Source organism: Desulfosporosinus lacus DSM 15449 (genome assembly GCF_900129935.1).
Taxonomy (GTDB): Bacteria; Bacillota; Desulfitobacteriia; order Desulfitobacteriales; family Desulfitobacteriaceae; genus Desulfosporosinus; species Desulfosporosinus lacus.
Genome location: NZ_FQXJ01000003.1, coordinates 59,975 through 83,226, shown reverse-complemented (window position 1 = coordinate 83,226; position 23,252 = coordinate 59,975). Strand labels below are relative to the sequence as shown.

Genomic DNA, 23,252 nt, shown 5'->3' with positions numbered 1-23,252 from the left:
GGTGCTCATTCATGGCGGATGAACTATTGGGAGGGAAAGTCCTTCCTATTGAAATTGCAGAAGAAATGCGAAAGTCATTTATCGATTACTCTATGAGTGTTATCGTTAGTCGTGCTTTGCCCGATGTGCGAGACGGGCTCAAACCGGTGCATCGCAGAATTCTTTATACTCTTCATGAGTTGGGTTTGACTCCGAACAAGCCTTATAGTAAGTCCGCACGACTTGTTGGGGATTGCATGGGTAAATTCCACCCCCACGGAGATTCTTCAATTTATGATGCGGTTGTTCGTTTGGCGCAAGATTTTGCAAGTCGCTATCCGCTTGTTGACGGACACGGTAACTTTGGTTCAGTTGATGGAGACTCTGCGGCAGCTATGCGTTATACTGAACTGCGAATGGCTAAACTAGCGACTTATATGTTAGCAGATATTGACAAGGATACTGTTGATTTCGGACTTAACTATGATGAAAAACAAGAAGAACCTACAGTATTGCCTTCAAAATTTCCAAATTTGCTTGTAAACGGTTCTTCAGGAATTGCCGTAGGAATGGCAACGAATATTCCACCTCATAATTTAACAGAAGTGGTCCAAGCGACAATTGCTTTGATGGAAAATCCGGAATTATCAATTGACGAACTAATTAATTATATAAAAGGTCCAGACTTCCCAACTGGTGCAACGATCATGGGTCACGAAGGAATCAGATCTGCTTATCTGACTGGAAGAGGTTCAATAAAAATAAGAGCTAAAGCACAAATTGAAAACATGGAAAAGTCGGGTAAGACCCGTATCCTTGTCACAGAAATTCCGTTTATGGTCAATAAAGCTAGAATGATTGAAAAAATTGCTGACCTTGTTCGTGATAAGAAAATTGATGGGATCACCGACCTTAGGGATGAATCGGACAGGTCAGGGATGCGTATTGTTATAGAGTTAAGACGTGATGTCAATCCGAAAGTTATTTTAAACCAACTCTATAAACATACTCAATTAGAAGATACTTTTGGCGTAAATATGCTGGCCTTAGTCAATGGACAGCCAAAAACTCTTACGCTTAAGGATATGATTCATTATTTTATTGAACATCAAAAAGATGTAATTGTTAGAAGAACTAGGTTTGAACTCAATAAAGCGGAGGCAGAAGCTCATATTATTGAGGGACTGAGAATAGCACTTGATCATATTGATGAAGTTATTGAAACCATTCGCTCTTCATCTGATGAATCAAAGGCTAGAGAAAATCTATCAATGCGATTTGGTTTAAGTGAAAAACAAGCCCAAGCCATAGTAGATATGAGATTAAAACGCCTGACTGGATTAGAACGAGAAAAATTGGAGAATCAATACAAGGAACTGATGAAGACTATTGATTATCTTAAATCAGTTCTTGCCTCAGAAGCTATGGTTATTGGAATTGTTAAAGCTGAATTGGAAGAAATAAATCATAAATTTGGGGATTCTCGACGGACACAGATAACGGTTGATGTTAGTAAAATGGATATTGAAGATCTTATTGCAGTTGAAGACGTAGTTGTCACCGTTACGCATTACGGGTATATTAAACGGTTGCCTCTAAATACATACAAGAGCCAGAACCGAGGGGGCAAAGGGGTCCATGGGATGGCTACTAAAGAACGAGATTTTGTTGAACATCTCTTTACAACGACCACACATCACTATATTCTTTTCTTTACTTCACAGGGAAAAGTGTATCGACTGAAAGCACATGAGATTCCTGAAGCAAGTCGAACTGGTAAGGGAACTGCTGTTATAAACCTCTTAAATTTAAGCCAACATGAAATGATAACAGCAGTTATGGCAATTAAAGAGTATAGTCCTGACTTCTTCTTGATCACAGCTACTAAAAACGGCATCATGAAGAAGACAGCATTACAGGAATATGATTCATCCCGAAGAGATGGGTTAATTGCTTTAACCTTAGATGAAGAGGATGAACTTATCGGGGTTAAGTTAACCCAAGGATTGGATGATATTCTTTTAGCTACTAAAAATGGAATTGCCATTCGTTTTCCAGAGTCTGATGTACGTTATATGGGACGTACAGCGCGTGGAGTCAAAGGGATAAAGCTTGAAGCAAACGATTTAGTTGTTGGAATGGATGTTATTGGTGACGAAGGTGAACTCCTAACAATGAGTGAAAACGGATTTGCTAAGCGAACTAATCTTAAGGAATTCCGTGTTCAAGGACGTGGCGGCCGAGGAGTTATTGTCATGAAATTGAATGCTAAAACTGGCACTTTAGTTGGAATCAAAGTTGTTCAAGTTGAAGATGAACTTATGGTAATCACCAATAATGGAATTATGCTTAGAATTCCTGTTTCAAGCATTTCTAATCAAGGACGATCTGCACAAGGGGTTATGGCCATGCGGACCGGTGAAAGCAGTGTAGTAGCGATTGCAAAAGTCTTGATGAAAGATGATGGAGAAATTGAGGAAGGTGATAATTCCGAGGACTCAGATGATGAAGTCTAAATTGACAAAATTTGAGCAAGGTGTTACCATGTCTGAGATTCATAGAATATGTTTATATACATAAACTATTGTTTAACAATTTATCTTGAGGAGGAACTATTATAATGACTGATATTGGCTCATTTAAAGTTAAGACTGGACTTGCAGAAATGCTTAAGGGTGGCGTTATTATGGATGTAACCACTCCTGAGCAGGCAATAATTGCAGAAGAGGCTGGAGCATGTGCTGTAATGGCTTTAGAGCGTGTTCCTTCGGATATTCGTGCAGAAGGTGGAGTTGCACGGATGGCAGATCCCTCAATTATAAAGAACATAATGGCTGTAGTGTCTATTCCAGTCATGGCTAAAGCACGTATCGGACATTTTGTCGAAGCTCGAATTTTAGAAGCTTTAGGTGCTGATTATATTGATGAGTCTGAAGTATTAACTCCTGCAGACGATTCTTATCATATTAATAAACATGATTTCAAGGTGCCTTTTGTTTGCGGGTGCCGTAATCTGGGTGAAGCATTACGGCGAATCGGAGAAGGAGCCGCCATGATCCGTACCAAAGGAGAACCTGGAACAGGTAATGTAGTTGAAGCAGTTCGGCATATGCGTACCGTGATGAGTGAAATGCGTGCTTTGACATTGATGCCGCAAGAGGAGCTTATGACTGCAGCCAAAGATATGGGTGCTCCCTATGATTTGGTTCTTTATGTGGCGGAACATGGTAAACTTCCCGTCGTTAACTTCGCAGCAGGAGGTATAGCTACGCCAGCTGATGCTGCTTTAATGATGCAACTGGGAGTGGATGGTATTTTTGTAGGCTCAGGAATCTTTAAATCGGGTGATCCAAAAGCACGTGCTAAAGCAATTGTTATGGCAACGACCCATTATAAGGATGCAAAATTGCTTGCGGAAATCTCCAAAGATTTAGGACAACCTATGTCGGGAATTGAAATATCTACCCTGACCGAATCTCAGCGTATGCAAGAACGGGGTTGGTAAGAATGAAAAAGCGTGTTGGCGTATTGGCACTGCAAGGTGCTTTTCGCGAGCACCGGCAGGTTTTAGAAAAATTGGGTTGCGATGTTACAGAAGTGCGTCGAACAAGTGATCTTGATGGAATACAGGGTCTCATTATTCCAGGTGGAGAAAGTACAACCATTGGTAAACTCCTGAGAATTGATGAGATGGGTGAAAGAATTAAGGAGCTTGGCGCTAAGGATATGCCAATTTTTGGAACTTGCGCAGGTATGATATTACTTAGTAAAACTATTGTAGACAGTGATCAGTATCGCTTGAACCTTATGGATACAGTAGTAGAACGAAATGCTTTTGGAAGGCAAGTAGCAAGTTTTGAAACGGATCTCCAAGTACCTGCCTTAGGAGTTAATCCCCTGAGAGCTGTGTTTATTAGAGCACCCTATCTTAAGGAAGTGGCCCCTAATGTAGGTATATTAGCAGAGTATAATGGTAAGATTGTCTTTGTGAGACAAGGAAATTTATTAGCCAGTGCGTTCCATCCGGAACTTACTCCAGATAATAGAGTTCATCAGTATTTTTTAAACATGATTGATGAACATTAAGTTCACTAAGGCGACCGCCAAGCGCCTGAAGGGTCCCTTCTCGCCATCCATGGCTACAGGGATACTCGGCCATCCTTGGCCAGCGCTTGGCGCTAGCCAAGTTTTCTTACAGGCATGGGAGGGTGTTAGTATGTTGGATCTCAAATTTGTTCGTAATAACCCTGAAGCAGTTAAAGAGGCATTAGAAAAGCGTCATGTTTCTATTAGTCTCGGCCACTTCTTAAAACAAGAAGAAGAAAGGCGCAAACTACTTTTTGAAATTGAGACTTTAAAGGCCCGTAGAAATTCGGTTTCTGAAGAAGTTGGGCGTCTCAAGAAAAATGGAGAAGATGCTGAAAGTCTCGTTCTAGAAATGAGAGAAGTTGGTCAAACCATTAAAGACTTAGAAGAAACATCAGCGGACATTGTACGAGAGATGGAAAGAGTACTCTATGAAATTCCAAACATACCTCACGCTTCTGTGCCAGTAGGTTTAGACGAAAGTGCCAATGTTCAAGTTCGTGCATGGGGAACCCCTCGAATTTTTGATTTTGAGCCGAAAGCCCATTATGAAGTCGGTGAAAAGTTGGATGTTTTTGATTTTGTCAGAGCTGCTAAGGTTACTGGGGCACGGTTTACCTTTTATAAAGGGTTAGGTGCTAAGCTAGAGCGTTCTCTTATTTCATTTATGCTTGATCGCCATACAACTGGGGGATATACAGAGATACTTCCTCCCTATATGGTCAATCGTGCTTCTATGATGGGGACAGGCCAACTGCCTAAGTTTGAGGATGATGCCTTTAAAATTGTTGGAACAGACTACTTTTTAATTCCTACGGCAGAAGTTCCTGTGACAAATCTTTATCGTGATGAAATATTAGATGGCAGTCAATTGCCAATTCGCCATTGCGCATACAGTTCATGTTTTCGCTCTGAAGCGGGTTCGGCAGGGCGGGATACGAGAGGGCTTATTCGCCAACACCAGTTCAACAAAGTAGAACTGGTCAAGTTCTCACTGCCTGAAAACTCTTATGAGGAGCTTGAATTGCTGACGAAGAATGCCGAAAGTATTCTTCAAGAATTAGAACTTCCTTATCGAGTTATGGCATTATCGACGGGAGATCTCGGCTTTACATCTGCTAAAACCTATGATTTAGAGGTATGGTTACCCAGTTTTAATACCTATAGGGAAATATCTTCTTGCAGTAATTTCGAAGACTTTCAAGCGCGCCGAGCAAATATTCGCTTTCGCAGAGGACCTAAGGATAAGCCTGAGTTTGTCCATACATTAAATGGCAGTGGACTGGCGATTGGACGCACAGTTGCGGCTATTATGGAGAATTATCAGGATAAAGATGGCAGAGTTCGTGTTCCTAAAGTGCTTCAGCCTTATATGGGTGTTGAATATATCGGTTGATAGTTTATCAAAAGAAAATCTTTTATCACTATATTATTTCCAATAAATACTAATTATTACTAGTTGATATTTTTGGACATATATGATATGCTTTTATTCGGTTGTTTTACTTGGAGGGGTGTTCGAGTGGTTTAAGGACCCGGTCTTGAAAACCGGTGACTTCGCAAGGGGTCCGTGGGTTCGAATCCCACCCCCTCCGCCATTAAAGTTTACCATTTGCGTTCGTAGTTCAGCTGGATAGAGCGTCAGACTTCGAATCTGAATGTCGGGGGTTCGAATCCCTCCGAACGCACCATTATTGATGTTCTTGGTTCGATATCCGAGATTCGTATATCGAACTTTTTACTCTTTTAAAACGTTCTAGACATATGATGGTTTTAATATTGCTGTTATGTTCTACTATGGCCTCGTAGCTCAGTGGATAGAGCGGGGGTTTCCTAAACCCTGTCTTGCGGAGGTTCGACTCCTCCCGGGGTCACCATAATCGAGGTAATTATGCTTCATCAAGATTGGATGCGTATGGCGCTTGAACAAGCTCAAATGGCTTTTGAACAAGGAGAAGTTCCGATTGGAGCGGTAGTTGTTCATAATGGTCAACCGATAGCCTTAGCGCATAATGAAAGAGAACAGAAAAATGACCCCACAGCGCATGCTGAGGTTTTAGTAATCCAACGGGCAGCGAAAGTATTAGGAAGTTGGCGATTAAAGGATGCAACCCTGTATGTCACGTTAGAGCCTTGTCCAATGTGCGCAGGAGCTATCATGCAGTCTCGTATAAAGCAACTTGTCTATGGAGCGATGGACCTAAAAGGTGGAGCCACAGGTTCAGTTATGAATGTCTTAGACTATACTTTATGGAACCATAGAGTCGATGTAGTTGCCGGGGTTTTAGAAGAAGAATGCGCTGACATTTTAAAATTGTTTTTCAGGAGATTGCGCTGAATTTTCAGCGGTATCTTATAGTATAGTTTTGGGTGACGCTATATACGGAGGAGTATCGAAGTGGTCATAACGAGAGCGACTCGAAATCGTTTGACGGTGTGAGCCGTCCGTGGGTTCGAATCCCACCTCCTCCGCCATTACATGAAGAATTAAGTGCCTTCGCGGGTGAACGCGAAGGCACTTTTTTGTTGTACAAGAAAGTATAAAATTTTTGATTTGTGGATAACTGATTTGAGCCGTGCGACAGCACGCTTTTTTTACCTAGCATAATTTGGAAGTAATAGGAAACGTTTAGGAAGGGAAAACTAAACTGAAATATTACACATGACAAATAAATGAGAGGTGAAACTAAGTGAAGAAAATTACAGACAGATTTTCGTTAGGTATTATCTCAGGATTAGGAGGTAATCTAGCTAAAATAGCCGTTGAGCAGGTTTCTAACAGAAAAGGATTTTCAAAGAGTAATGGCTACACTACTGCTGCTGGTATTTTTCTAAAAAAACCCGATATTTTATCTCATTATGGGAAAGCCGTAGGTATTATTGCTGACAATATGATTGCAATGGGACTTGGAGTCACCTGCGTATATTGGCTTACTCTAATGGGGAAAGACAGGAACTTTATAAAAGGGGCTGCCTTAGGCGCTGCTGAATGGGGTGTTTTATACGGAATTGCCTCTAGGCTCGGTGCAACTTCCATTTTTCCTGTCAAACCCAAAGATGCTATAGCTACCTTCATATCTCACCTTGCTTTTGGAGTAACAAAAATGACGATAGCAGTAAATTTAGGAGACGAGCGTTTGTTCAAACCTAAAAATTTCACCATGGAAATTCATGAACCACAATCACTACCAAAAATTTAAAGAATGGTGAGCTGAGTCATAAAAATGGCAAGGACTTTAAAAATACCCAGTTTTAAAGGTTCTCGCCATTTTATAGTTTATACTCTAGGTATGTTCCTCCCGTGGAATATTTCGGCCATTTCTTTGGTCAGACGCTGTTTAATTCTTTTCTTTTCGTTAGGAGAAAGTTCCTTTTTAGCCGTGCCAAATAAATAGTTATCGAGATTAAAATCTTTCAAGATCAGTTTAGTATGAAAAATATTTTCTTGATAGACATTTACATCAATCATTTGATAGAGCTCTTTTTTTTCTTTGGCTACATAATTTTGAATGGAATTAATTTTATGATCTATAAAAAACTTTCTTCCTTCAAGATCACGAGTAAATCCTCTAATTCGGTAATCGATTACAGCAATGTCGGAGGAAAAATTTGTAAGAAGATAATTTAGTGCTGTCAGAGGAGAAATCTTACCGCAAGTTGAGACATCAATATCTGCCCTGAAGGTGCTAATCCCTTTATTGGGATGGCTTTCTGGATATGTGTGAACAGTAATATGACTTTTATCAAGGTGGGCAACAACATCCGAAGGAAAGGGTTCATTGATATCTGTTGAAGATGTTGTTTTTTTAAAAATCGTGTCTTCCTGTTCTTCTGAAACAAGCATAGTAACGCTAGCCCCTTGCGGATCGTAATCTTGTTTAGCGATATTTAAAACATGTGCACCAATGATATTGGATACTTCTGTAAGAATCCTTGCCAGACGTTCTGAATTGTATTCTTCATCAATGTATTGAATATATTCCTGTCGATGCTCAGGTGATTTGGCATAGCAAATATCATACATGTTAAAACTCAGGGTTTTTGTAAGGTTATTGAATCCGTATAATTTAAGTTCTTTGAGTTGTCTAATTTCCATGTTCGCCCTCCAAACTTATTAAAATTCAGTCAAAATAAATTTGATAAGAGTAAATTACTATTAACTGAAGGTATAACTTTAGATTAATCTTAAGGAGTGAGTAATAGTCGCAATAAAACCTCTAATTTATAGAGATACACAGCATACTGTACGATATTTAGGATAAAAATATTCAGTAATCAGCAAATAGACAAGGAAATCAGGAAAATACATATATTTACAGGCCCTTAGGCATTGACGTGTCCGTCTGTTTGCGATATAATCTCTCTTGTTCACTAAATTCATCGAAACGCAATATGTTTTTATAGTTTAAGGGACATTTGGAGAGGTGGCTGAGTGGTCGAAGGCGCCCGCCTGGAAAGCGGGTACATTGGGCAACCGGTGTCGAGGGTTCAAATCCCTCTCTCTCCGCCATTTTAGAGGTTTTGAGCCAAAGTATTCGACTTAGGCTTTTTATTTTGCTATAATTGATTTAGCCGTACTAGATGGGGAGGTAGCGGTTCCCTGTAACTTGCAGCCCGCTCTAGCAAGATGGAATTCCCGCGAAAGGTCCACGCCTGTGAAGCTGTCTTTGGAAGGCAACGATGAGATTTTGGTCTCACGCAACAGAACACTCCGAACCGTGTCAGATCCTGACGGAAGCAGCACTAAGGAGAGCGTTTTGTGTGCCGTGAGGTTGCCTGAATTGAGTTTGCCGACCAAGGTAACGTTCGGAGGCGATGGTTCGATCAAGGGTGTACGGCTATTTATTTGAGACAAAGGTGGTCATGTACCATCTTTTTTGGTACTAATTACAAAGTATAAACTGATTTGTTTTAGAAATAATATATTACACTCTGTTTATCGAGGGTGAAAAAAATGGCTTATTTAGCACTTTATCGTGAATGGCGCCCAAAACTATTTAGAGACATAGTAGGACAAGAACATATTACTAAAACCTTGCTGAATGCTCTAAAACAAGAGAAAATCGCGCATGCGTATTTATTCAGCGGCCCGAGAGGTACGGGTAAAACGACCGCTGCAAAAATCTTGGCTAAGGCTATAAACTGCGAACAGCGAGAGGGTGAAGAACCCTGTAATCAATGCTCTTCCTGTATCAGTATTGACCAAGGCTCGGCCATGGAGGTTTTTGAAATTGATGCTGCTTCAAACCGAGGTATTAATGAAATCAGAGATTTGCGAGAGAATATTAAACTAAGTTCGATAAAAGGGAAACATAAGGTTTATATTATTGATGAAGTACATATGTTGACGACAGAGGCGTTCAACGCCTTACTTAAGACCTTAGAAGAACCTCCTCCACAGGTTGTTTTTATTTTAGCCACGACAGAAGTGCAAAAAATACCTTTAACAATCTTGTCACGCGTACAACGGTTTGAATTTCATCGAATTCCAGTTGAAGATATCCAAAAGCGGCTGACTGAAGTATGTACGTCTTTAAAGCGACAAGTTAATTCAAGTGCCTTGGTCGTGATTGCACAGAAGTCTGAGGGAGGACTTCGAGATGCCCTAAGTATCCTAGATCAATGTCTTCTCCAGGATGATCCGATTGGAGTGGAAGAGGTGTATCTGGTACTGGGAATGGTTGGGGAGACCTATAGTTCTCGGTTAGTTGATGAATTGGCTTCTGGCGATTATGGCAAATGTTTAAACTATTTATCTGAGGGTATCCAACAGGGACGAGATCCCCGGCAGATTATTAGAGAGCTCTTAGATTATCTGCGCCAAATGTTGTTAACTGCCTCAACAGGAGAAACTCCTTTGGTAGCACCCCATATTCAAGATTGGTTAATTAAACAAAGTAGACAAATTGGAATTTCCCAAATTCTGCGCTGGATTTCAATACTGTTACAAGGAGAAGGGCAGCTTAAATATGCGTCTAATGCTCGATTAGCTGCCGAACTCTTATTGGTCCAGACCATTCATGAAAGGCAACCCTTAACTTTTAATGGGCAGGAAGAGATTTTAAAGCGGTTGTCTGCCGTTGAACAACAGATAAAAGGGACGCCTGTAATTAGTAAAGAAAATCCAGACGTGAAACCGCTTGTCAGTTCTAAAACGGGTGGAGTGAATACACGAAACGCCGCAGTTAAAACTGTTGAATCAGGGAACTCTATAATCTCTAAGAACACTGCAACAGATAGTGCGCTTGACTTAAGTATAGAGGTTATCCAAGCGCGTTGGAATGATGTTACGGATCAAGTCAAAAGACTCAAAAAGTCTACTCAAGCCTTTTTGATGGAAGGAAAACCAGCCCAACTTAAGGGCAATACATTGATAATTCTATTCCGCGAAGGTTGTTCCTTTCACAAGGACAAAGTTAATCAAGTTGAGAATAGACAGACCATCGAGGAAGTCCTCAAACAAATATTTGGTACTGCCTTAATAATACAAAATCACATGGAAAATGAATTCGAAACTATTGAAACTCTTGAGAGCAGAGACTTAAAAAGTCAAGAACAGGCTTTAATAAACAAGGCTAAGGACATGTTCGGTCCAGATCTCGTGGTGGTTAGAGAATAAGAGTGATTAAAGTAAAGCTTAGAATAAACAAAGATAGGAAGTGTTTTTAAAATGGCAGGTTTCAAAGGAATGGGCGGCGGCGGTATGGGTGGTAATATGAGCCAGATGTTAAAACAGGCTCAAAAAATGCAAGAAGATATGGCAAAAATGCAAGAAGAACTTCAAACTAAGACAGTAGATGCTTCTTCCGGGGGAGGAATGGTTCAAGTAGTAGTGAGTGGGAAGATGGAATTGGTTGAGTTAAAGATCAAACCGGAAGCTGTCGACCCTGAGGATATAGAAATGCTGGAGGATCTTGTAAAAGCAGCCTTAAACGAAGGCTTAAGGAAAGCACAAGAAATGACTAGTAACGAAATGGGCAAATTGACCGGTGGTTTAAAAATCCCCGGATTATTCTAGGTGATCTATGGATTTCTTGAAATATCCACAGCCTTTAGCGGATCTCATAAGCAGTTTAGCCCGTTTACCTGGGATTGGACCTAAAACAGCTGGACGGTTAGCCTTTTACCTCCTTCAACAACCTCAAATTTCTGATAATTTAGCAAGAGCTATTGTAATAGCTAACCGAGATATCAGGAAATGCTCAATTTGTTCAAACTTTACGGACCAAGACCCCTGCGCGATTTGCAATAATACACAAAGAGATCAAACCGCTCTCTGCGTTGTTGAACATCCTAGAGATGTAGTTTCCTTGGAGAAAACCAGGGAATTTAAAGGAGTATACCATGTACTCCACGGTGTGCTTTCCCCAATGGATGGCATTGGGCCAGAGCAGTTGACTATAAAGCAACTTTTAAAACGTTTAGATGGCATCAAAGAAGTTGTTATGGCTATGAATCCCACCGTGGAAGGGGAAGCCACGGCATTGTACTTAGCACGCCTGCTAAAGCCTATGGGAATAAGGGTATCCCGAATAGCGCACGGTTTACCTGTGGGCGGAGATTTGGAATATGCTGATGAGATTACTATTGCGCGGGCATTAGAAGGCAGAAGAGACTTATAAGAAACTAAATGAGACTTTCAATTGTGTAACTGATCAAAGGCTTAACGCCACTAATCATCTGCTTAAAAAGCGGAAAGTTAGTGGCGTTAACTATTAAAAATATCAGTTCAGGAATAGGGGCCATTTGTGAAAAACTAAACTTGTCAGATATAGATTTTATTATTGACCCGTATAACAATAAAAGATATACTGTGTCAAAGGGAACTATTCGGGGCAAGGCCTGAATGTGTTCCCTCAGCCTATTTTTGTACCAGTTTTACAAACATTCAATCTTTTCAAGGCCTGATTTCTCTTCCTTAACTTGCTCAATGGAATTGAAAGAGGGATTGCCATAAGTAGGATTACTTAACTATGAGTCCTAAAAAATTAAATTAATCACATAATTAGGAGGAGAAAAATTATGGCTAAAATGAAGACTATGGATGGGAACGAGGCGGCCGCACACGCTTCATATGCGTTTACTGAGGTTGCTACTATCTTCCCTATCACTCCATCATCGACGATGGCCGAGTTAGTTGACGAGTGGGCTGCTCATGGACGAAAAAACGTTTTTGGACAAACAGTGAAAGTTGTAGAGATGCAATCTGAGGCAGGAGCCGCAGGTGCAGTTCATGGATCACTGCAGGCAGGGGCTTTAACAACTACATACACGGCTTCACAAGGCTTACTTTTAATGATTCCTAACATGTATAAAATTGCCGGGGAACTTTTGCCTTGTGTATTCCATGTGAGCGCTCGTGCTTTAGCAACCCATGCACTATCTATTTTTGGTGATCATCAAGATGTCATGTCCGTACGTGCTACTGGATTTGCTCAACTTTCTTCTCATAATGTGCAAGAAGCTTTAGACTTAGGTTTTATTGCTCACTTAGCGACTGTTAAATCCAGAGTTCCTTTTCTTCATTTCTTTGATGGATTCCGGACCTCTCATGAAATTCAAAAAATTGAAGTGCCAGAATATGAAGAGGTTGCTAAACTCTTAGATATGGATGCAGTTCAAGCTTTCCGCGATGCTTCTTTGAATCCTGAACGTCCTGTACTTCGTGGAACCGCTCAAAATCCTGATGTATACTTCCAAGGTCGAGAAGCTTCTAATCGTTTTTATGATGTTATTCCAGACATGGTTGAACATTATATGCAAGAATATAAGAAACTTACTGGCCGTGAATATCATCCATTCCAATATTATGGTGCAGAAGATGCAGAGTATGTTATTGTGGCCATGGGCTCGATCTGTGACACGATTGAAGAAACTATTGATTATCTCGTTGCCAGAGGAGAAAAAGTCGGCGTTGTTAAGGTTCACTTATATCGTCCGTTCTCCAGCGATTACTTCTTTAAAGTATTGCCTAAATCCGTTAAGAAAATTGCAGTTCTTGATCGTACCAAAGAACCCGGAGCTAATGGAGAACCACTTTATCTGGATGTAAAGGATATTTTCTACTCCAGCGATATGAAACCTGTGATTGTCGGCGGCCGTTATGGTTTAGGGTCTAAAGATACGACTCCTTCTCAAGTCCTGGCTGTTTACAAAAACCTTAAGGCTGAAAGCTCTAAAAATGGTTTTACCATTGGTATAGTGGATGATGTGACTAATAAATCATTGGCAGAGGACGAAGTCATTGACACTGCTCCAGAAGGGACAATTTCCTGCAAATTCTGGGGGCTGGGTGCTGATGGTACTGTCGGTGCTAATAAACAAGCGATTAAGATTATTGGAGATCACACCAAGCTTTATGCACAAGCGTATTTCCAATATGACAGTAAAAAATCCGGTGGAATTACAGTTTCCCATGTGCGCTTTGGTAAAAAGCAAATTAAATCCCCTTATTATGTGACAGGAACGAATTATATTGCATGTCATAACCAAACTTATGTCTACCAATATGATCTTTTAAAAGGGCTTAAACAAGGCGGCAATTTTGTTCTGAATTGTCAGTGGACTCCAGAAGAACTGGAAGAAAAACTCCCTGCTTCAATGAAACAGGCCTTGGCGAAAACCAAAGCTAACTTCTACATCATTGATGCTGTATCAATTGCTCGCAAAATCGGTCTTGGTTCCCGCATTAACATGGTCATGCAAGCTGCTTTCTTTAAGCTTGCCAACGTCATTCCTGTCGAAGAGGCTGTCGACTACCTAAAAGCCTCCGTTGTAAAAACCTATGGTAAAAAGGGTCAAAATATCGTTGATATGAATACAGCGGCTATTGATCTTGGAGTATCTTCCCTCGTCAAAGTTGAAGTACCTGCTGCTTGGGAAAATGGTGACAACGCACAGGCACAAGCGGCTGCAGCTGTGGAAGAGCCAGATTTCATCAAGAACATTCTTCGTCCAATGAATGCCTTAGAGGGAGACAGCCTCCCGGTAAGTACGTTCGCAGGACGTGAAGACGGAACTTTCCCAGTAGGAACTGCTAGTTTCGAAAAACGCGGTATTGCCGTTATCGTTCCAGAATGGCAGATCGAAAATTGTATCCAATGTAACCAATGTTCTTATGTATGTCCGCATGCAGCGATTCGTCCGTTCTTAATTGATGAGGCAGAAGCAAAAAATGCCCCTGAAACCTTTGTGGGTAAGAAAGCAATCGGTAAAGAAGCAGCAGGTTTGCAATTCCGTATGCAAGTGAGTACGCTGGATTGCACAGGGTGTGGAAACTGTGTTGAAGTTTGCCCAGCTAAAGAAAAGGCACTGATTATGAAATCGGCGGCAGAGCAGATGGAACAACAAACTAAGAACTGGGAGTATGCCATTACTCTTAAAAACAAGAGCAAGCTCTTCGATGTAACGACCGTAAAAGGCAGCCAGTTTGCTCAACCGTTATTAGAGTTTAACGGTTCTTGCCCAGGGTGTGGTGAGACTGCCTACGTTAAACTTATCACCCAACTATATGGTGATCGCATGATGATTTCCAATGCTACCGGCTGTAGTTCCATCTGGGGCGGCAGTGCTCCATCAGTGCCATATACCACGAACCAAGAAGGCAAAGGACCCAGCTGGGCTAACTCCTTATTTGAAGACAATGCTGAGTTTGGCTATGGTATGTACTTGGGCGTTCGCCAACAACGCGAAAAACTCCTTGATTTGATGAAGCAAGCCCTCGAGATGGAGATCAGTGCTGAGTTAAAAGAAGCATTCCAAGAGTGGATTGCGGGTTGGGACGATGCTGACGCTTCTAAAGCTGCGACAGCTAAGATCCTTGCAGGTCTCAACGGTTACGTAGGGGATAACAAAGTCCTCGCTGAAATCAATGCTAAGAAAGATCATCTCATCAAAAAATCCCAGTGGATCCTCGGTGGAGACGGTTGGGCTTATGATATCGGATTTGGTGGTTTAGACCATGTTCTAGCCTCTGGAGACGACGTGAATATCTTCGTTATGGATACCGAGGTATACTCCAATACTGGAGGACAATCCTCTAAGTCCACTCCTCGTGCAGCTGTAGCTAAATTTGCTGCTGCAGGGAAGAAGATTCGTAAGAAAGACCTTGGCATGATTGCCATGAGCTATGGATATGTTTATGTCGCGCAGATTGCTTTAGGTTCTAACATGGCTCAAACGATTAAGGTTATTAAAGAAGCGGAAGCCTATAAAGGACCTTCCTTGATCATTGCTTATGCTCCTTGTATCAATCACGGTCTGAAGGCTGGTATGACGAAGAGTGTACAAGAACAGAAGAAAGCGGTTGACGCCGGTTACTGGCACCTCTATCACTACAATCCAGATTTGATTGATCAAGGTAAGAATCCATTCAGCTTAGATTCCAAGGAGCCCAGTGCCTCATTCCGTGACTTTATCATGGGAGAAGTTCGTTACTCTTCCTTGCTGAATACCTTCCCGGAAAGTGCAGAAGAACTGTTCGTAGGCGCCGAAAAGTATGCCAAGGTGCGTTATGAATCCTACAAACGTTTAGCTGACCAAAAGTGGGACTAAGAAATAGTAAACATGTAGCATAGATCGTTACACTCGAAGAGAGCAGGCAAAACCCTGCTCTCTTTTGTTGTGACCAGAAAGAATAAATTTCAGCCAGCGGTCTCTTTTCGCCATCCTTGGTTGAATCATGTTAATTATCATACCTCGAACATTCCTATTCGGAATTTTTGCCTAGCTCATAAAGCTACTAAGGAAACATAAGGATTGGTTAGTTCTACTTTGTCCTTGCGAGCATATGATGTACTATGCTTTAGGCAAAGGAGGATTTTCATGACCTTTGTTTTTTTGGGACTATTTGTAATTTTATTGGCGTTGATTGTACGTTCTTCATTAGGACAACCTCGATTAATCCTCAAAGTCCTAATACATATTTTAGGGGGAATTGTTGGACTGTGGCTTTTTAACTTAATACTAAATGTCATTGGATTAGATATCCCGATTAATCTCTTTACAATTTTAATTGTAGGATTGCTGGGCTTTCCTGGTGTTTTAGCTCTATTAGTGTTACAGTTGCTTGGGATTTAGACGTCTTGCTTTTTTACCTAAGAATTTCATTATAAACAAGTATTTATTTACGGAAAGAATCAGAGAGTGTATGGGGGACTACTTACTGTAGTTCCCCATTTTTTTTATTAAAGTTACCAAAGGGCTAAAACTTAAGAACGAATGCAGAAGAATATATTGGTTGATCAAAACAGGGAGAAGGGGGTTAGGTTATACGTAATAAGGAAGAGAACTAAAGACTGACGAATAATCAACTCGTTGTCGGACAAAATAAGCTATCGGAGGGAGTAACATGGGCAGTTGGATGAAAATGATCAAAGAACTTACCATTCGTCCGAAGGGAAAGCGGCAGATAAGGAAATCTCCCGCGTATTCGTTTGACGAGGATCTAAAAAAGCCTTTATCAGGACAAACAGTAAAGGAGATTTTATCTAAGAGTAGCGATGTGGTCTTCCGTGAGTTTTTCCTCCAAGGGAAAGATCGTATTCCCTGTATGTTAGTAGCGGTAGATGGGTTGGTTGATAAGAATTTACTGGACGAATTTATTTTGAAACCTCTTATGGTGGACTTTGCTGGACATCCAGAATTAGCACAAATGACATTATCCAATGTTATCGATAAAACAATGGAAAGCCTACTCCCGGGTATAGAGATTAAGAAGATATCCAAAATGGGAGATGCTATCGATACAATTTTATCCGGTGATTCAGTAATTTTCTTCGGCAACTTGACGGAGGCTATCGTTATCGGTGCAAGAGGATGGGCTCATCGCGGCGTTGCTGAACCAATTACGGAATCAATTGTCAAAGGACCACGTGAGGGATTTTCGGAAACGCTTCGAATTAATACCTCACTTTTGCGGCGCAAGATTAAACACCCCTCCTTACGGATCATCTCTCTAAAACTTGGAGATATGACAAATACTGACCTTGTAGTTACCTATATTGAGAAAATAGCAAGTCCAGATATCGTCTCGGAAGTTTTCAAGAGGCTGAGCAAAATTAAGATGGATGCCATGCTAGGGAATGGATATATAGAGGAAATGATTGAGGATAATCCTTATTCTCCCTTTCCTCAAATCTCCTTCACGGAGCGTCCAGATGTTCTAGCAGGAAAGCTTTTAGAAGGGAAAGTGGGCATTATTGTCGACGGAACCCCCATAGTGCTTGTGGTACCAGCAATATTAACACAGTTTTTAAATGTAAATGAAGACTACTATCAACGGGCCATGGTTGCCATCCTTTCACGTTTTGTAAGGTATGTAGGAGCATTTGTGGCCATTGTTGCCCCTAGCGTTTATATTGCAGTGACGACGTTTCATCAGGAAATTATTCCAACAGATCTTTTCATGAGTATATCGGCAGGCCGACAAGGAGTGCCCTTTCCAGCCCTTCTTGAGGCTTTTACTATGACTGTCGTTTTAGAAATATTGCAGGAAGCAGGGCTTCGCTTACCAAAACCGATTGGGCAAACGATAGGGATTGTTGGGGCACTTATTATCGGCGATGCAGCTGTGACTGCCGGCCTAGTCAGCCCCCTGATGGTTATAATCATTGGATTGACAGCTGTAGCTAGCTATGCAATTCCAACCTTCGATTTGAGTCTTGCAGTCCGGCTCATTCGATTCCCACTTATGATTTTGGCAGGTGTTCTCGGATTTTTTGGGGTAACTGTGGGTCTTTATGTAATATTAATTCACCTGCTAGGCCTTCGTTCATTCGGAGTGCCATACACTAGTCCGATAGCCCCGTTGCGTATTCGGGCCTTGTTGCAGGATACGTTTGTTCGGGCTCCATGGTGGGCGTTAAAGCGTCGTCCTCAACTTATGGACGTAGAGGATCCCAGACCAAATGGGAAGGGGTAACAATGGAAAGGATTTCACCACATCAATTTACAACCCTAGGAGCGGCCGTACTTATGGGTACAACATTTCTCCCCGTAGCATCGATAGTGACCGGAGTTGGCGGTCGGGATGGCTGGATGAGTGTTTTACCGGGATTTGCAGTGGGGATTCCCTATTGTTTAATGATATTATCCCTTTCGGAACAGTATCCTCGCAAAAACTTATTACAAATTTCGGCGGCGGTTTTTGGGAAATGGATAGGAAATTTCATAGGTTTAATTTATATATTAATTGTCGCTTATCTAGGAGGCTTGTTGCTGGGACAAGTCGGAGATATTTATCAGGCTTCGATTATGCCCTTAACTCCTCTCTGGGTGTTCTTCCTAGGCGGGATCTTTCTTGTTTTGTTCTTGATAAAGTCTGGAATTGAAGTGTTTGCCCGTTTTTCCGAGGTAGTCTTTCCACTGATTGTATTCGCATTGCTTTTAAATGTTGGACTTTCAATACCAAGAATCGAACAAGGGGAACTTCTGCCTATTTTGAGCGAGGGATTTAAGCCACTCTTTCTGGGAGCAATAAAGGTAATACCCTTTGTGATGACCTATATGCTCTTTCTAGCAGGAGTTATTGCTTTTCTCCCCACGGGGAAGCAAGAGCTTAGTCAATTAAAAAAGGGAGTCTGGCGAATTATTTTCTTGGTAGGTATCCTAGACGCTTTAGTAGTCTTAATTCAATTGCTTGTTTTCGGACCAGCAGAGACCATTCGCTTGGTCTATGGGCTGCTTGTTTTAGGAAAATTGGTGGAAGTAAGCCGGACGGTTGCGGGAGTCGAATCTTTATTTTTGGGAGTTTGGCTTTCTGCGGCGATCATTAAAATAGGCTCTCTCTTTTTCTCAGTAATTTGGGGTTTAGAAAGTGTCTTTGGGTTGAAGGGAGTAAAATGGAGACATGCAATAGCAGTCGTATTTTTAGGAATCTCTTTCAGGTTTATAAGGGGGCCCGCCTTAATTACTGAAATTGGGCTTGTTGACGAGTATCTGACTATGCCCTTTGTAGCTCTTTGGATACCTATTCTTTGGGGAGTCTCACGCTGGAAGAGGGGAGCTGGTAATTGACGGATGGAAAGAATCTCCTCACATCAATTCGTGGTTTTAAGCTCAGCGGTACTTATGGGTACAACATTTCTTCCAATAGCCTCGATTGTGACAGAGGTCGCCAGTCGGGACGGCTGGATGAGTGTTATGCCGGGCTTCGCTGTTGGAATTCCATACAGCTTAATGGTTCTTTCGTTGCTGGAACAGCATCCGCAAAAAAACTTACTGCAGATTTCAGAAATATTGTTAGGAAAATGGATTAGTAAAATTACGGGGGTACTTTATATTTTTATCACGTGTTACTTTGGGGGGCTGTTGCTAGGGCAAGCTGGGGATATCTATCAGTCTTCTATTATGCCCTTAACCCCGATTGGAATGTTCTACCTCGGAGGAATTCTACTAGTATTTTACTTGGTTAAGTCAGGGATCGAAGTATTTTCGCGCTTCTCAGAAATACTTTTTCCTTTGATTATTATTGCATTGGTACTGAATATGGGGCTCTCTATTTCGCGAATGGAACAAGGAGAACTTCTGCCTATTTTAAGCGAGGGAATAAAGCCTGTCATTTGGGGCGGGCTCAAAGTAGCACCGTTTGCGATGGAATATATTCTCTTCTTAGCGGGAATCCTTGTATTTCTGCCTACTGGTAAACGAGAGCTTGCCCAATTGAAGAGAGGGGTTTGGCGTGGAGTTTTTTTGGTGGGATTTTTAAATATGATGGTTGTCTTAACTCAAATTTTAATTTTTGGACCTGAAGAAACTGTAAGAATAGTGTATGGCTTACTTGTCTTGGGGAAGATGGTGGAAATAAGCCGGACCGTTGCCGGAGTTGAATCTGTATTTTTAGGAGCTTGGTTGGGGGCCTTGATTATAAAGGTCGGTGCCTTTTTTTTTACGGTGACTTGGGGCTTAGAAACCGTCTTCAATTTGAAGGGATTAAAATGGAATCTTGGAGTGGGAGTCGTGTTTATGGGGATTGCATTTAAGTTTACAAGAGGACCGGACTTAGTTATGGAAATTGGACTTGTTGATAATTATTTGATTCTCCCTTTTGCATCCGTATGGATACTTACCCTTTGGGGAATCTCGCGCTGGAAGGGAGCTGGTATTTCATGAAAACCGATAGGAGAAAAGAGCACAAATTTATTCTAAGGTTGAGCATTATTGCCTGCCTTTTGTTTTTGACAGGATGCTGGGGAAAGAGAGAAGTAGAGGATTTGGCTCCTTTGTTAGGTATAGGGTTTGATCAGGGGGAAAAACCTGGTACTTTTCTAGTTACAGAACAATTTGCCCGGCCTAAAAAAGACAGTTCATCAGGTGCAGAGATTGAGGACCGGACATTTAGCGTTGAGGCTTCAAGTTCCAGGGAAGCTTTCGAGAAGTTTTCTAAAGTCGCTTATCGAACACCGTTTATGGGTTCATTAAAGGTGATAATCATTGGCGAGGATTTTGCAAAATCAGGTGATTTCAATAATGTATTGGATTTTGCACAACGTTATGCTGAATTTCGTCGATCGATGTACATAGTATTAGCTAAAGGAAAAGCTCTAGATCTTTTAAATTTAAAATTACGCTCCGGGCTGTTACCAGCCATGGCAATTAAAAGTAACATTGAAGGCGGGGATGAAATATCAGTCTTCCCAACAGTACGTTTAGGGCATTACCTTACTATTTTGGGCGAAAAAAGTACGGCACCGATTTTTCCCGTAGTTGAGAGTGTAAAGACAGGGGAGGGCGTTGAATATAAAACAGATGTTAAAGATGAGGCGGGAGAGATACGGATACAAGGTGCAGGAGTTATGCGCGGGGATTACTTGGCTGACTTTCTGACTGATGAAGAATCCAAAGGGTATATGTGGTTGGAAAATGATGTTGTACATCGTTTAATTAATACTGTGGATCTTGAAGAAAACAGCATAAAGTTTGGAGGGCAAGTGATAGAATCCAGTACAAAGTATAAAGTTAAAGCTAATAATGACAAAATGGAGTTACAATACAAAATCAAGACAAGTATTGCGATTGATGAAATTATGGGACTTAAGAAACAACTATCGGGGCCGGAGTGGGTAGAATTAGTCAAACAGGCAGAAAAAGACTTTGCCAAGGTAATTGAGAAAGAATGCAATAGTTCAATCAAAAAGGAGCGAGAGTTAGGGCTTGATTTTTTAGGAATAGGGAGGCATATTGAACAGAAAAATTCAAAGTATTGGAAAACCATAAGGGATCAATGGGAAGCAGAGATTGCAGATTTTCCAATTTCTTTAGAGGTACTAGTCACTATTCATCATTCCGGAATGTCAAGCAGCAGCGCGACTAATTCTGGGGGAGAGGGGCAAGAATAGGGGTAGAAGTAACTAGGGGGAATATATAATGATTAAGACAAGCCAGACCCGAACTCAAAGCCCTTCAGAAAACCCTGAGAAAGTTGAAAGGATCGTACCGAACGAAGGTAAGCTCCTTCCCGCGTGTTATCGTTGCACACAGGTTCCGAAAAGGGGCTTATATGACGGCTTTAGAGTACAGGGGATGTTTTTTTGTTCGGATTGCCAGGAAGAACTTTTCACAGCGGAACCGGACTCTCCGGAATACCAAGAATTCTTATTTTTAATTAAAGGTATTTTTTATTAAAATACAGGCATTAATTAAATGTTTACTGCAACAGATTACCATTTGGATGAAAATTTTTCTAATTCATGTTAAACTATAAGGAATACCATGTGTAAACTATAGGTCGTACATTAAGGGGTAAATGGAGGTTCATTGTTCAGTGGGTGATCTTGGAGAGGGATTGAGCCATTATCATAAACAAGGATTTTGCTCTTTCCATACTCCTGGCCATAAAGGTCGACAGGAGTTTTTTAATGATTTCGACTTTGTGAGTTTTGACTTAACCGAACTGCCGGGCCTTGACATGCTTCATTCTCCAAGCGGGATTATTGCTAAGGCCCTGAAAAAAGCAGCGGAGATTTTTGGAGCAGAAGAAACCTTTTTTCTTGTTAATGGTGGGACAGTTGGCAATCAAGCTATGTTTCTCGCTTTAAAAGATACTGCTGATAAACGAGTTGTTGTGGAAAGAAGTTGCCATCGTTCTGTTATGTCGGCTTTAGTTTTGAGTGGATTGAAGCCAGATTATGTGATGCCAATAGTCCATCCGGATTTTAATCTTTCGTTAGGAATTAATTTGGAGAAGCAAAAGATTTTGTGGCATGAGGTTTCTGCCTGTCATGTCACGTATCCAAGTTATTATGGAACGGCTTTTGACTTAAGCGGATTATTGACAGAAAGAATGAATTCAGGTTCTAAGTCACCGATTCTCGTTGATCAGGCACATGGGTCACATTATCTTAGCGAGCTATTTCCAACGAGTGCCTTAAAGCTTGGAGCAGATCTTGTCTTAAATAGCTGTCATAAGACATTGAGTTCCTTGACTCAGTCAGCTATGTTGCATGTTCAAGGAACAAGGATTAGTCGAACCCGTCTGAAACAAAGTCTGGAGCTCCTGCAGTCATCAAGCCCGAGTTATTTGCTTATGTCTTCATTAGAACGGGCGGGAGAATTGGCTTTGGAATTATGGCGCTGGGAAAGTCTTAAAGAAGAAGTCGATGATCTTCATAGAAAAGTAGGAACTTGTTTTCGAATTCTTAGTTCAAAGGATGTCGGAACTTTTGGCATTCACGCAGTGGATTGGTCAAAGATTCTTATTAATACACGTCCACTGGGAGTTTCAGCCCCTCGCTGTGTGGAATACCTTAGAGCAGATTTTGGAATTGAACCAGAATTATGGGATGAGGAAAACATTCTGTTTATGTTAGGCATCGGAAATACTCCTGAGGATGTCCGATTGCTTACGAAAGGGTTAGAAAGTTTAAGAGATTTCGCATCTTCTCTAGCCTTTTCCGAATCGAAAAAGCGATGGGAAAGAGTACAGGGAAAAATTCCGACCTTGCCAAATCCCGTTCTCTCTCCACGGGATGCCTTCTTTGCTCGCAAACGTAAAATCCCTCTTAAGGAGAGTTTGGGTCATATTATTGGAGAAACAATTTCGCTTTATCCTCCTGGAATTCCAGCGGTTGTAATGGGTGAAGAAATGACTTATGAGGCACTATGTATGTTGCTTGCCTCCAAAGAAGGACAATGGCAAGGGTGGGATGGCTTCGAGAGCCAAACAATATGGATAGTTGAGGGGGATTAAG

Annotated in this window: 18 protein-coding genes, 5 tRNA genes and 1 other RNA gene; 23 read left to right on the top strand and 1 reads right to left on the bottom strand. The window is 41.3% G+C overall.

Features of this window, described 5'->3' with window-relative positions; translation table 11 throughout:
* Positions 1–11: 11 nt before the first annotated feature.
* The 10 genes from gyrA (at position 12) to BUB11_RS00385 (ending at position 7,265) form a co-directional block, all read left to right on the top strand.
* A complete protein-coding gene (gene gyrA / locus BUB11_RS00430; RefSeq protein ID WP_073026977.1) occupies positions 12–2,495 on the top strand; it encodes a DNA gyrase subunit A in 2,484 nt (827 codons plus the stop codon).
* Positions 2,496–2,599: 104 nt separating this feature from the next.
* Positions 2,600–3,484 carry a pyridoxal 5'-phosphate synthase lyase subunit PdxS gene (pdxS, locus tag BUB11_RS00425; RefSeq protein ID WP_073026975.1) on the top strand — a complete coding sequence of 295 codons (885 nt, stop codon included), beginning with the start codon at positions 2,600–2,602 and terminating at the stop codon, positions 3,482–3,484.
* Between the two features lie 2 nt (positions 3,485–3,486).
* A complete protein-coding gene (pdxT, locus tag BUB11_RS00420) occupies positions 3,487–4,065 on the top strand; it encodes a pyridoxal 5'-phosphate synthase glutaminase subunit PdxT (protein ID WP_073026973.1) in 579 nt (192 codons plus the stop codon).
* Positions 4,066–4,195: 130 nt separating this feature from the next.
* Positions 4,196–5,461: a serine--tRNA ligase gene (serS, locus tag BUB11_RS00415; protein ID WP_073026971.1), complete on the top strand. Its 1,266-nt coding sequence runs from the start codon at positions 4,196–4,198 to the stop codon at positions 5,459–5,461.
* Between the two features lie 112 nt (positions 5,462–5,573).
* Positions 5,574–5,663 (top strand) — tRNA-Ser (locus tag BUB11_RS00410).
* Between the two features lie 16 nt (positions 5,664–5,679).
* A tRNA-Arg gene (locus tag BUB11_RS00405) sits at positions 5,680–5,756 on the top strand.
* 108 nt (positions 5,757–5,864) lie between these two features.
* Positions 5,865–5,942, top strand: a tRNA-Arg gene (locus BUB11_RS00400).
* A 14-nt stretch (positions 5,943–5,956) separates the two neighbouring features.
* Positions 5,957–6,403 carry a tRNA adenosine(34) deaminase TadA gene (gene tadA, locus BUB11_RS00395; RefSeq protein WP_073026969.1) on the top strand — a complete coding sequence of 149 codons (447 nt, stop codon included), beginning with the start codon at positions 5,957–5,959 and terminating at the stop codon, positions 6,401–6,403.
* Between the two features lie 46 nt (positions 6,404–6,449).
* A tRNA-Ser gene (locus BUB11_RS00390) sits at positions 6,450–6,540 on the top strand.
* A 215-nt stretch (positions 6,541–6,755) separates the two neighbouring features.
* Entirely contained in the window at positions 6,756–7,265 is a 510-nt protein-coding gene (locus BUB11_RS00385) for a hypothetical protein (RefSeq protein WP_073026967.1), read from the top strand.
* Between the two features lie 77 nt (positions 7,266–7,342).
* Here BUB11_RS00385 and speD read toward each other — a convergent pair whose 3' ends face one another.
* A complete protein-coding gene (speD, locus tag BUB11_RS00380; RefSeq protein ID WP_073026965.1) occupies positions 7,343–8,161 on the bottom strand; it encodes an adenosylmethionine decarboxylase in 819 nt (272 codons plus the stop codon).
* Between the two features lie 322 nt (positions 8,162–8,483).
* Between speD and BUB11_RS00375 the strand changes: the two genes are divergently transcribed.
* From BUB11_RS00375 to BUB11_RS00315, 13 genes are all read left to right on the top strand, one after another.
* A tRNA-Ser gene (locus BUB11_RS00375) sits at positions 8,484–8,575 on the top strand.
* A gap of 62 nt (positions 8,576–8,637) precedes the next feature.
* Positions 8,638–8,903: signal recognition particle sRNA large type (gene ffs / locus BUB11_RS00370), an RNA gene on the top strand.
* A gap of 116 nt (positions 8,904–9,019) precedes the next feature.
* The gene (dnaX, locus tag BUB11_RS00365) at positions 9,020–10,684 is read left to right on the top strand and encodes a DNA polymerase III subunit gamma/tau (protein WP_073026963.1); all 1,665 of its coding nucleotides are present in this window, start codon (positions 9,020–9,022) and stop codon (positions 10,682–10,684) included.
* A 51-nt stretch (positions 10,685–10,735) separates the two neighbouring features.
* Positions 10,736–11,083, top strand: a complete 348-nt coding sequence (locus tag BUB11_RS00360) for a YbaB/EbfC family nucleoid-associated protein (RefSeq protein WP_073026960.1) — start codon at positions 10,736–10,738, stop codon at positions 11,081–11,083.
* A 7-nt stretch (positions 11,084–11,090) separates the two neighbouring features.
* Positions 11,091–11,687 (top strand): recombination mediator RecR, encoded by a 597-nt coding sequence (gene recR, locus BUB11_RS00355; RefSeq protein WP_073026958.1) that lies wholly within the window; start codon positions 11,091–11,093, stop codon positions 11,685–11,687.
* Between the two features lie 400 nt (positions 11,688–12,087).
* Complete coding sequence (gene nifJ, locus BUB11_RS00350; protein WP_073026956.1) at positions 12,088–15,618, top strand: pyruvate:ferredoxin (flavodoxin) oxidoreductase; 3,531 nt, start codon at positions 12,088–12,090, stop codon at positions 15,616–15,618.
* 270 nt (positions 15,619–15,888) lie between these two features.
* Positions 15,889–16,143 carry a pro-sigmaK processing inhibitor BofA family protein gene (locus BUB11_RS00345; RefSeq protein WP_073026954.1) on the top strand — a complete coding sequence of 85 codons (255 nt, stop codon included), beginning with the start codon at positions 15,889–15,891 and terminating at the stop codon, positions 16,141–16,143.
* 271 nt (positions 16,144–16,414) lie between these two features.
* On the top strand, positions 16,415–17,986 hold the full coding sequence (locus tag BUB11_RS00340) for a spore germination protein (protein WP_073026952.1): 1,572 nt from the start codon (positions 16,415–16,417) through the stop codon (positions 17,984–17,986).
* 2 nt (positions 17,987–17,988) lie between these two features.
* Positions 17,989–19,080 carry a GerAB/ArcD/ProY family transporter gene (locus BUB11_RS00335; protein ID WP_073026950.1) on the top strand — a complete coding sequence of 364 codons (1,092 nt, stop codon included), beginning with the start codon at positions 17,989–17,991 and terminating at the stop codon, positions 19,078–19,080.
* Between the two features lie 3 nt (positions 19,081–19,083).
* Positions 19,084–20,175: a GerAB/ArcD/ProY family transporter gene (locus BUB11_RS00330; protein ID WP_073026948.1), complete on the top strand. Its 1,092-nt coding sequence runs from the start codon at positions 19,084–19,086 to the stop codon at positions 20,173–20,175.
* Positions 20,172–21,401 carry a Ger(x)C family spore germination protein gene (locus BUB11_RS00325; protein ID WP_073026946.1) on the top strand — a complete coding sequence of 410 codons (1,230 nt, stop codon included), beginning with the start codon at positions 20,172–20,174 and terminating at the stop codon, positions 21,399–21,401. The genes BUB11_RS00330 and BUB11_RS00325 overlap by 4 nt, the downstream gene beginning before the upstream one ends.
* 28 nt (positions 21,402–21,429) lie before the next feature.
* Positions 21,430–21,687 carry a sigma factor G inhibitor Gin gene (locus BUB11_RS00320; protein WP_073026944.1) on the top strand — a complete coding sequence of 86 codons (258 nt, stop codon included), beginning with the start codon at positions 21,430–21,432 and terminating at the stop codon, positions 21,685–21,687.
* Between the two features lie 139 nt (positions 21,688–21,826).
* Positions 21,827–23,251, top strand: a complete 1,425-nt coding sequence (locus BUB11_RS00315; RefSeq protein WP_200797848.1) for an aminotransferase class I/II-fold pyridoxal phosphate-dependent enzyme — start codon at positions 21,827–21,829, stop codon at positions 23,249–23,251.
* Position 23,252: the final 1 nt, after the last annotated feature.

What these genes read in the sequence shown, in the direction of transcription:
- serS (WP_073026971.1), top strand. Translation starts at nt 4,196, where the DNA reads ATGTTGGATCTCAAATTTGTTCGTAATAACCCTGAAGCAGTTAAAGAG.
- tadA (WP_073026969.1), top strand. Translation starts at nt 5,957, where the DNA reads ATGCTTCATCAAGATTGGATGCGTATGGCGCTTGAACAAGCTCAAATG.
- speD (WP_073026965.1), bottom strand. Translation starts at nt 8,161, where the DNA reads ATGGAAATTAGACAACTCAAAGAACTTAAATTATACGGATTCAATAAC.
- nifJ (WP_073026956.1), top strand. Translation starts at nt 12,088, where the DNA reads ATGGCTAAAATGAAGACTATGGATGGGAACGAGGCGGCCGCACACGCT.
- recR (WP_073026958.1), top strand. Translation starts at nt 11,091, where the DNA reads ATGGATTTCTTGAAATATCCACAGCCTTTAGCGGATCTCATAAGCAGT.
- BUB11_RS00330 (WP_073026948.1), top strand. Translation starts at nt 19,084, where the DNA reads ATGGAAAGAATCTCCTCACATCAATTCGTGGTTTTAAGCTCAGCGGTA.
- gyrA (WP_073026977.1), top strand. Translation starts at nt 12, where the DNA reads ATGGCGGATGAACTATTGGGAGGGAAAGTCCTTCCTATTGAAATTGCA.
- BUB11_RS00345 (WP_073026954.1), top strand. Translation starts at nt 15,889, where the DNA reads ATGACCTTTGTTTTTTTGGGACTATTTGTAATTTTATTGGCGTTGATT.
- dnaX (WP_073026963.1), top strand. Translation starts at nt 9,020, where the DNA reads ATGGCTTATTTAGCACTTTATCGTGAATGGCGCCCAAAACTATTTAGA.
- BUB11_RS00340 (WP_073026952.1), top strand. Translation starts at nt 16,415, where the DNA reads ATGGGCAGTTGGATGAAAATGATCAAAGAACTTACCATTCGTCCGAAG.
- BUB11_RS00325 (WP_073026946.1), top strand. Translation starts at nt 20,172, where the DNA reads ATGAAAACCGATAGGAGAAAAGAGCACAAATTTATTCTAAGGTTGAGC.
- BUB11_RS00360 (WP_073026960.1), top strand. Translation starts at nt 10,736, where the DNA reads ATGGCAGGTTTCAAAGGAATGGGCGGCGGCGGTATGGGTGGTAATATG.
- pdxS (WP_073026975.1), top strand. Translation starts at nt 2,600, where the DNA reads ATGACTGATATTGGCTCATTTAAAGTTAAGACTGGACTTGCAGAAATG.
- BUB11_RS00320 (WP_073026944.1), top strand. Translation starts at nt 21,430, where the DNA reads ATGATTAAGACAAGCCAGACCCGAACTCAAAGCCCTTCAGAAAACCCT.
- BUB11_RS00335 (WP_073026950.1), top strand. Translation starts at nt 17,989, where the DNA reads ATGGAAAGGATTTCACCACATCAATTTACAACCCTAGGAGCGGCCGTA.
- pdxT (WP_073026973.1), top strand. Translation starts at nt 3,487, where the DNA reads ATGAAAAAGCGTGTTGGCGTATTGGCACTGCAAGGTGCTTTTCGCGAG.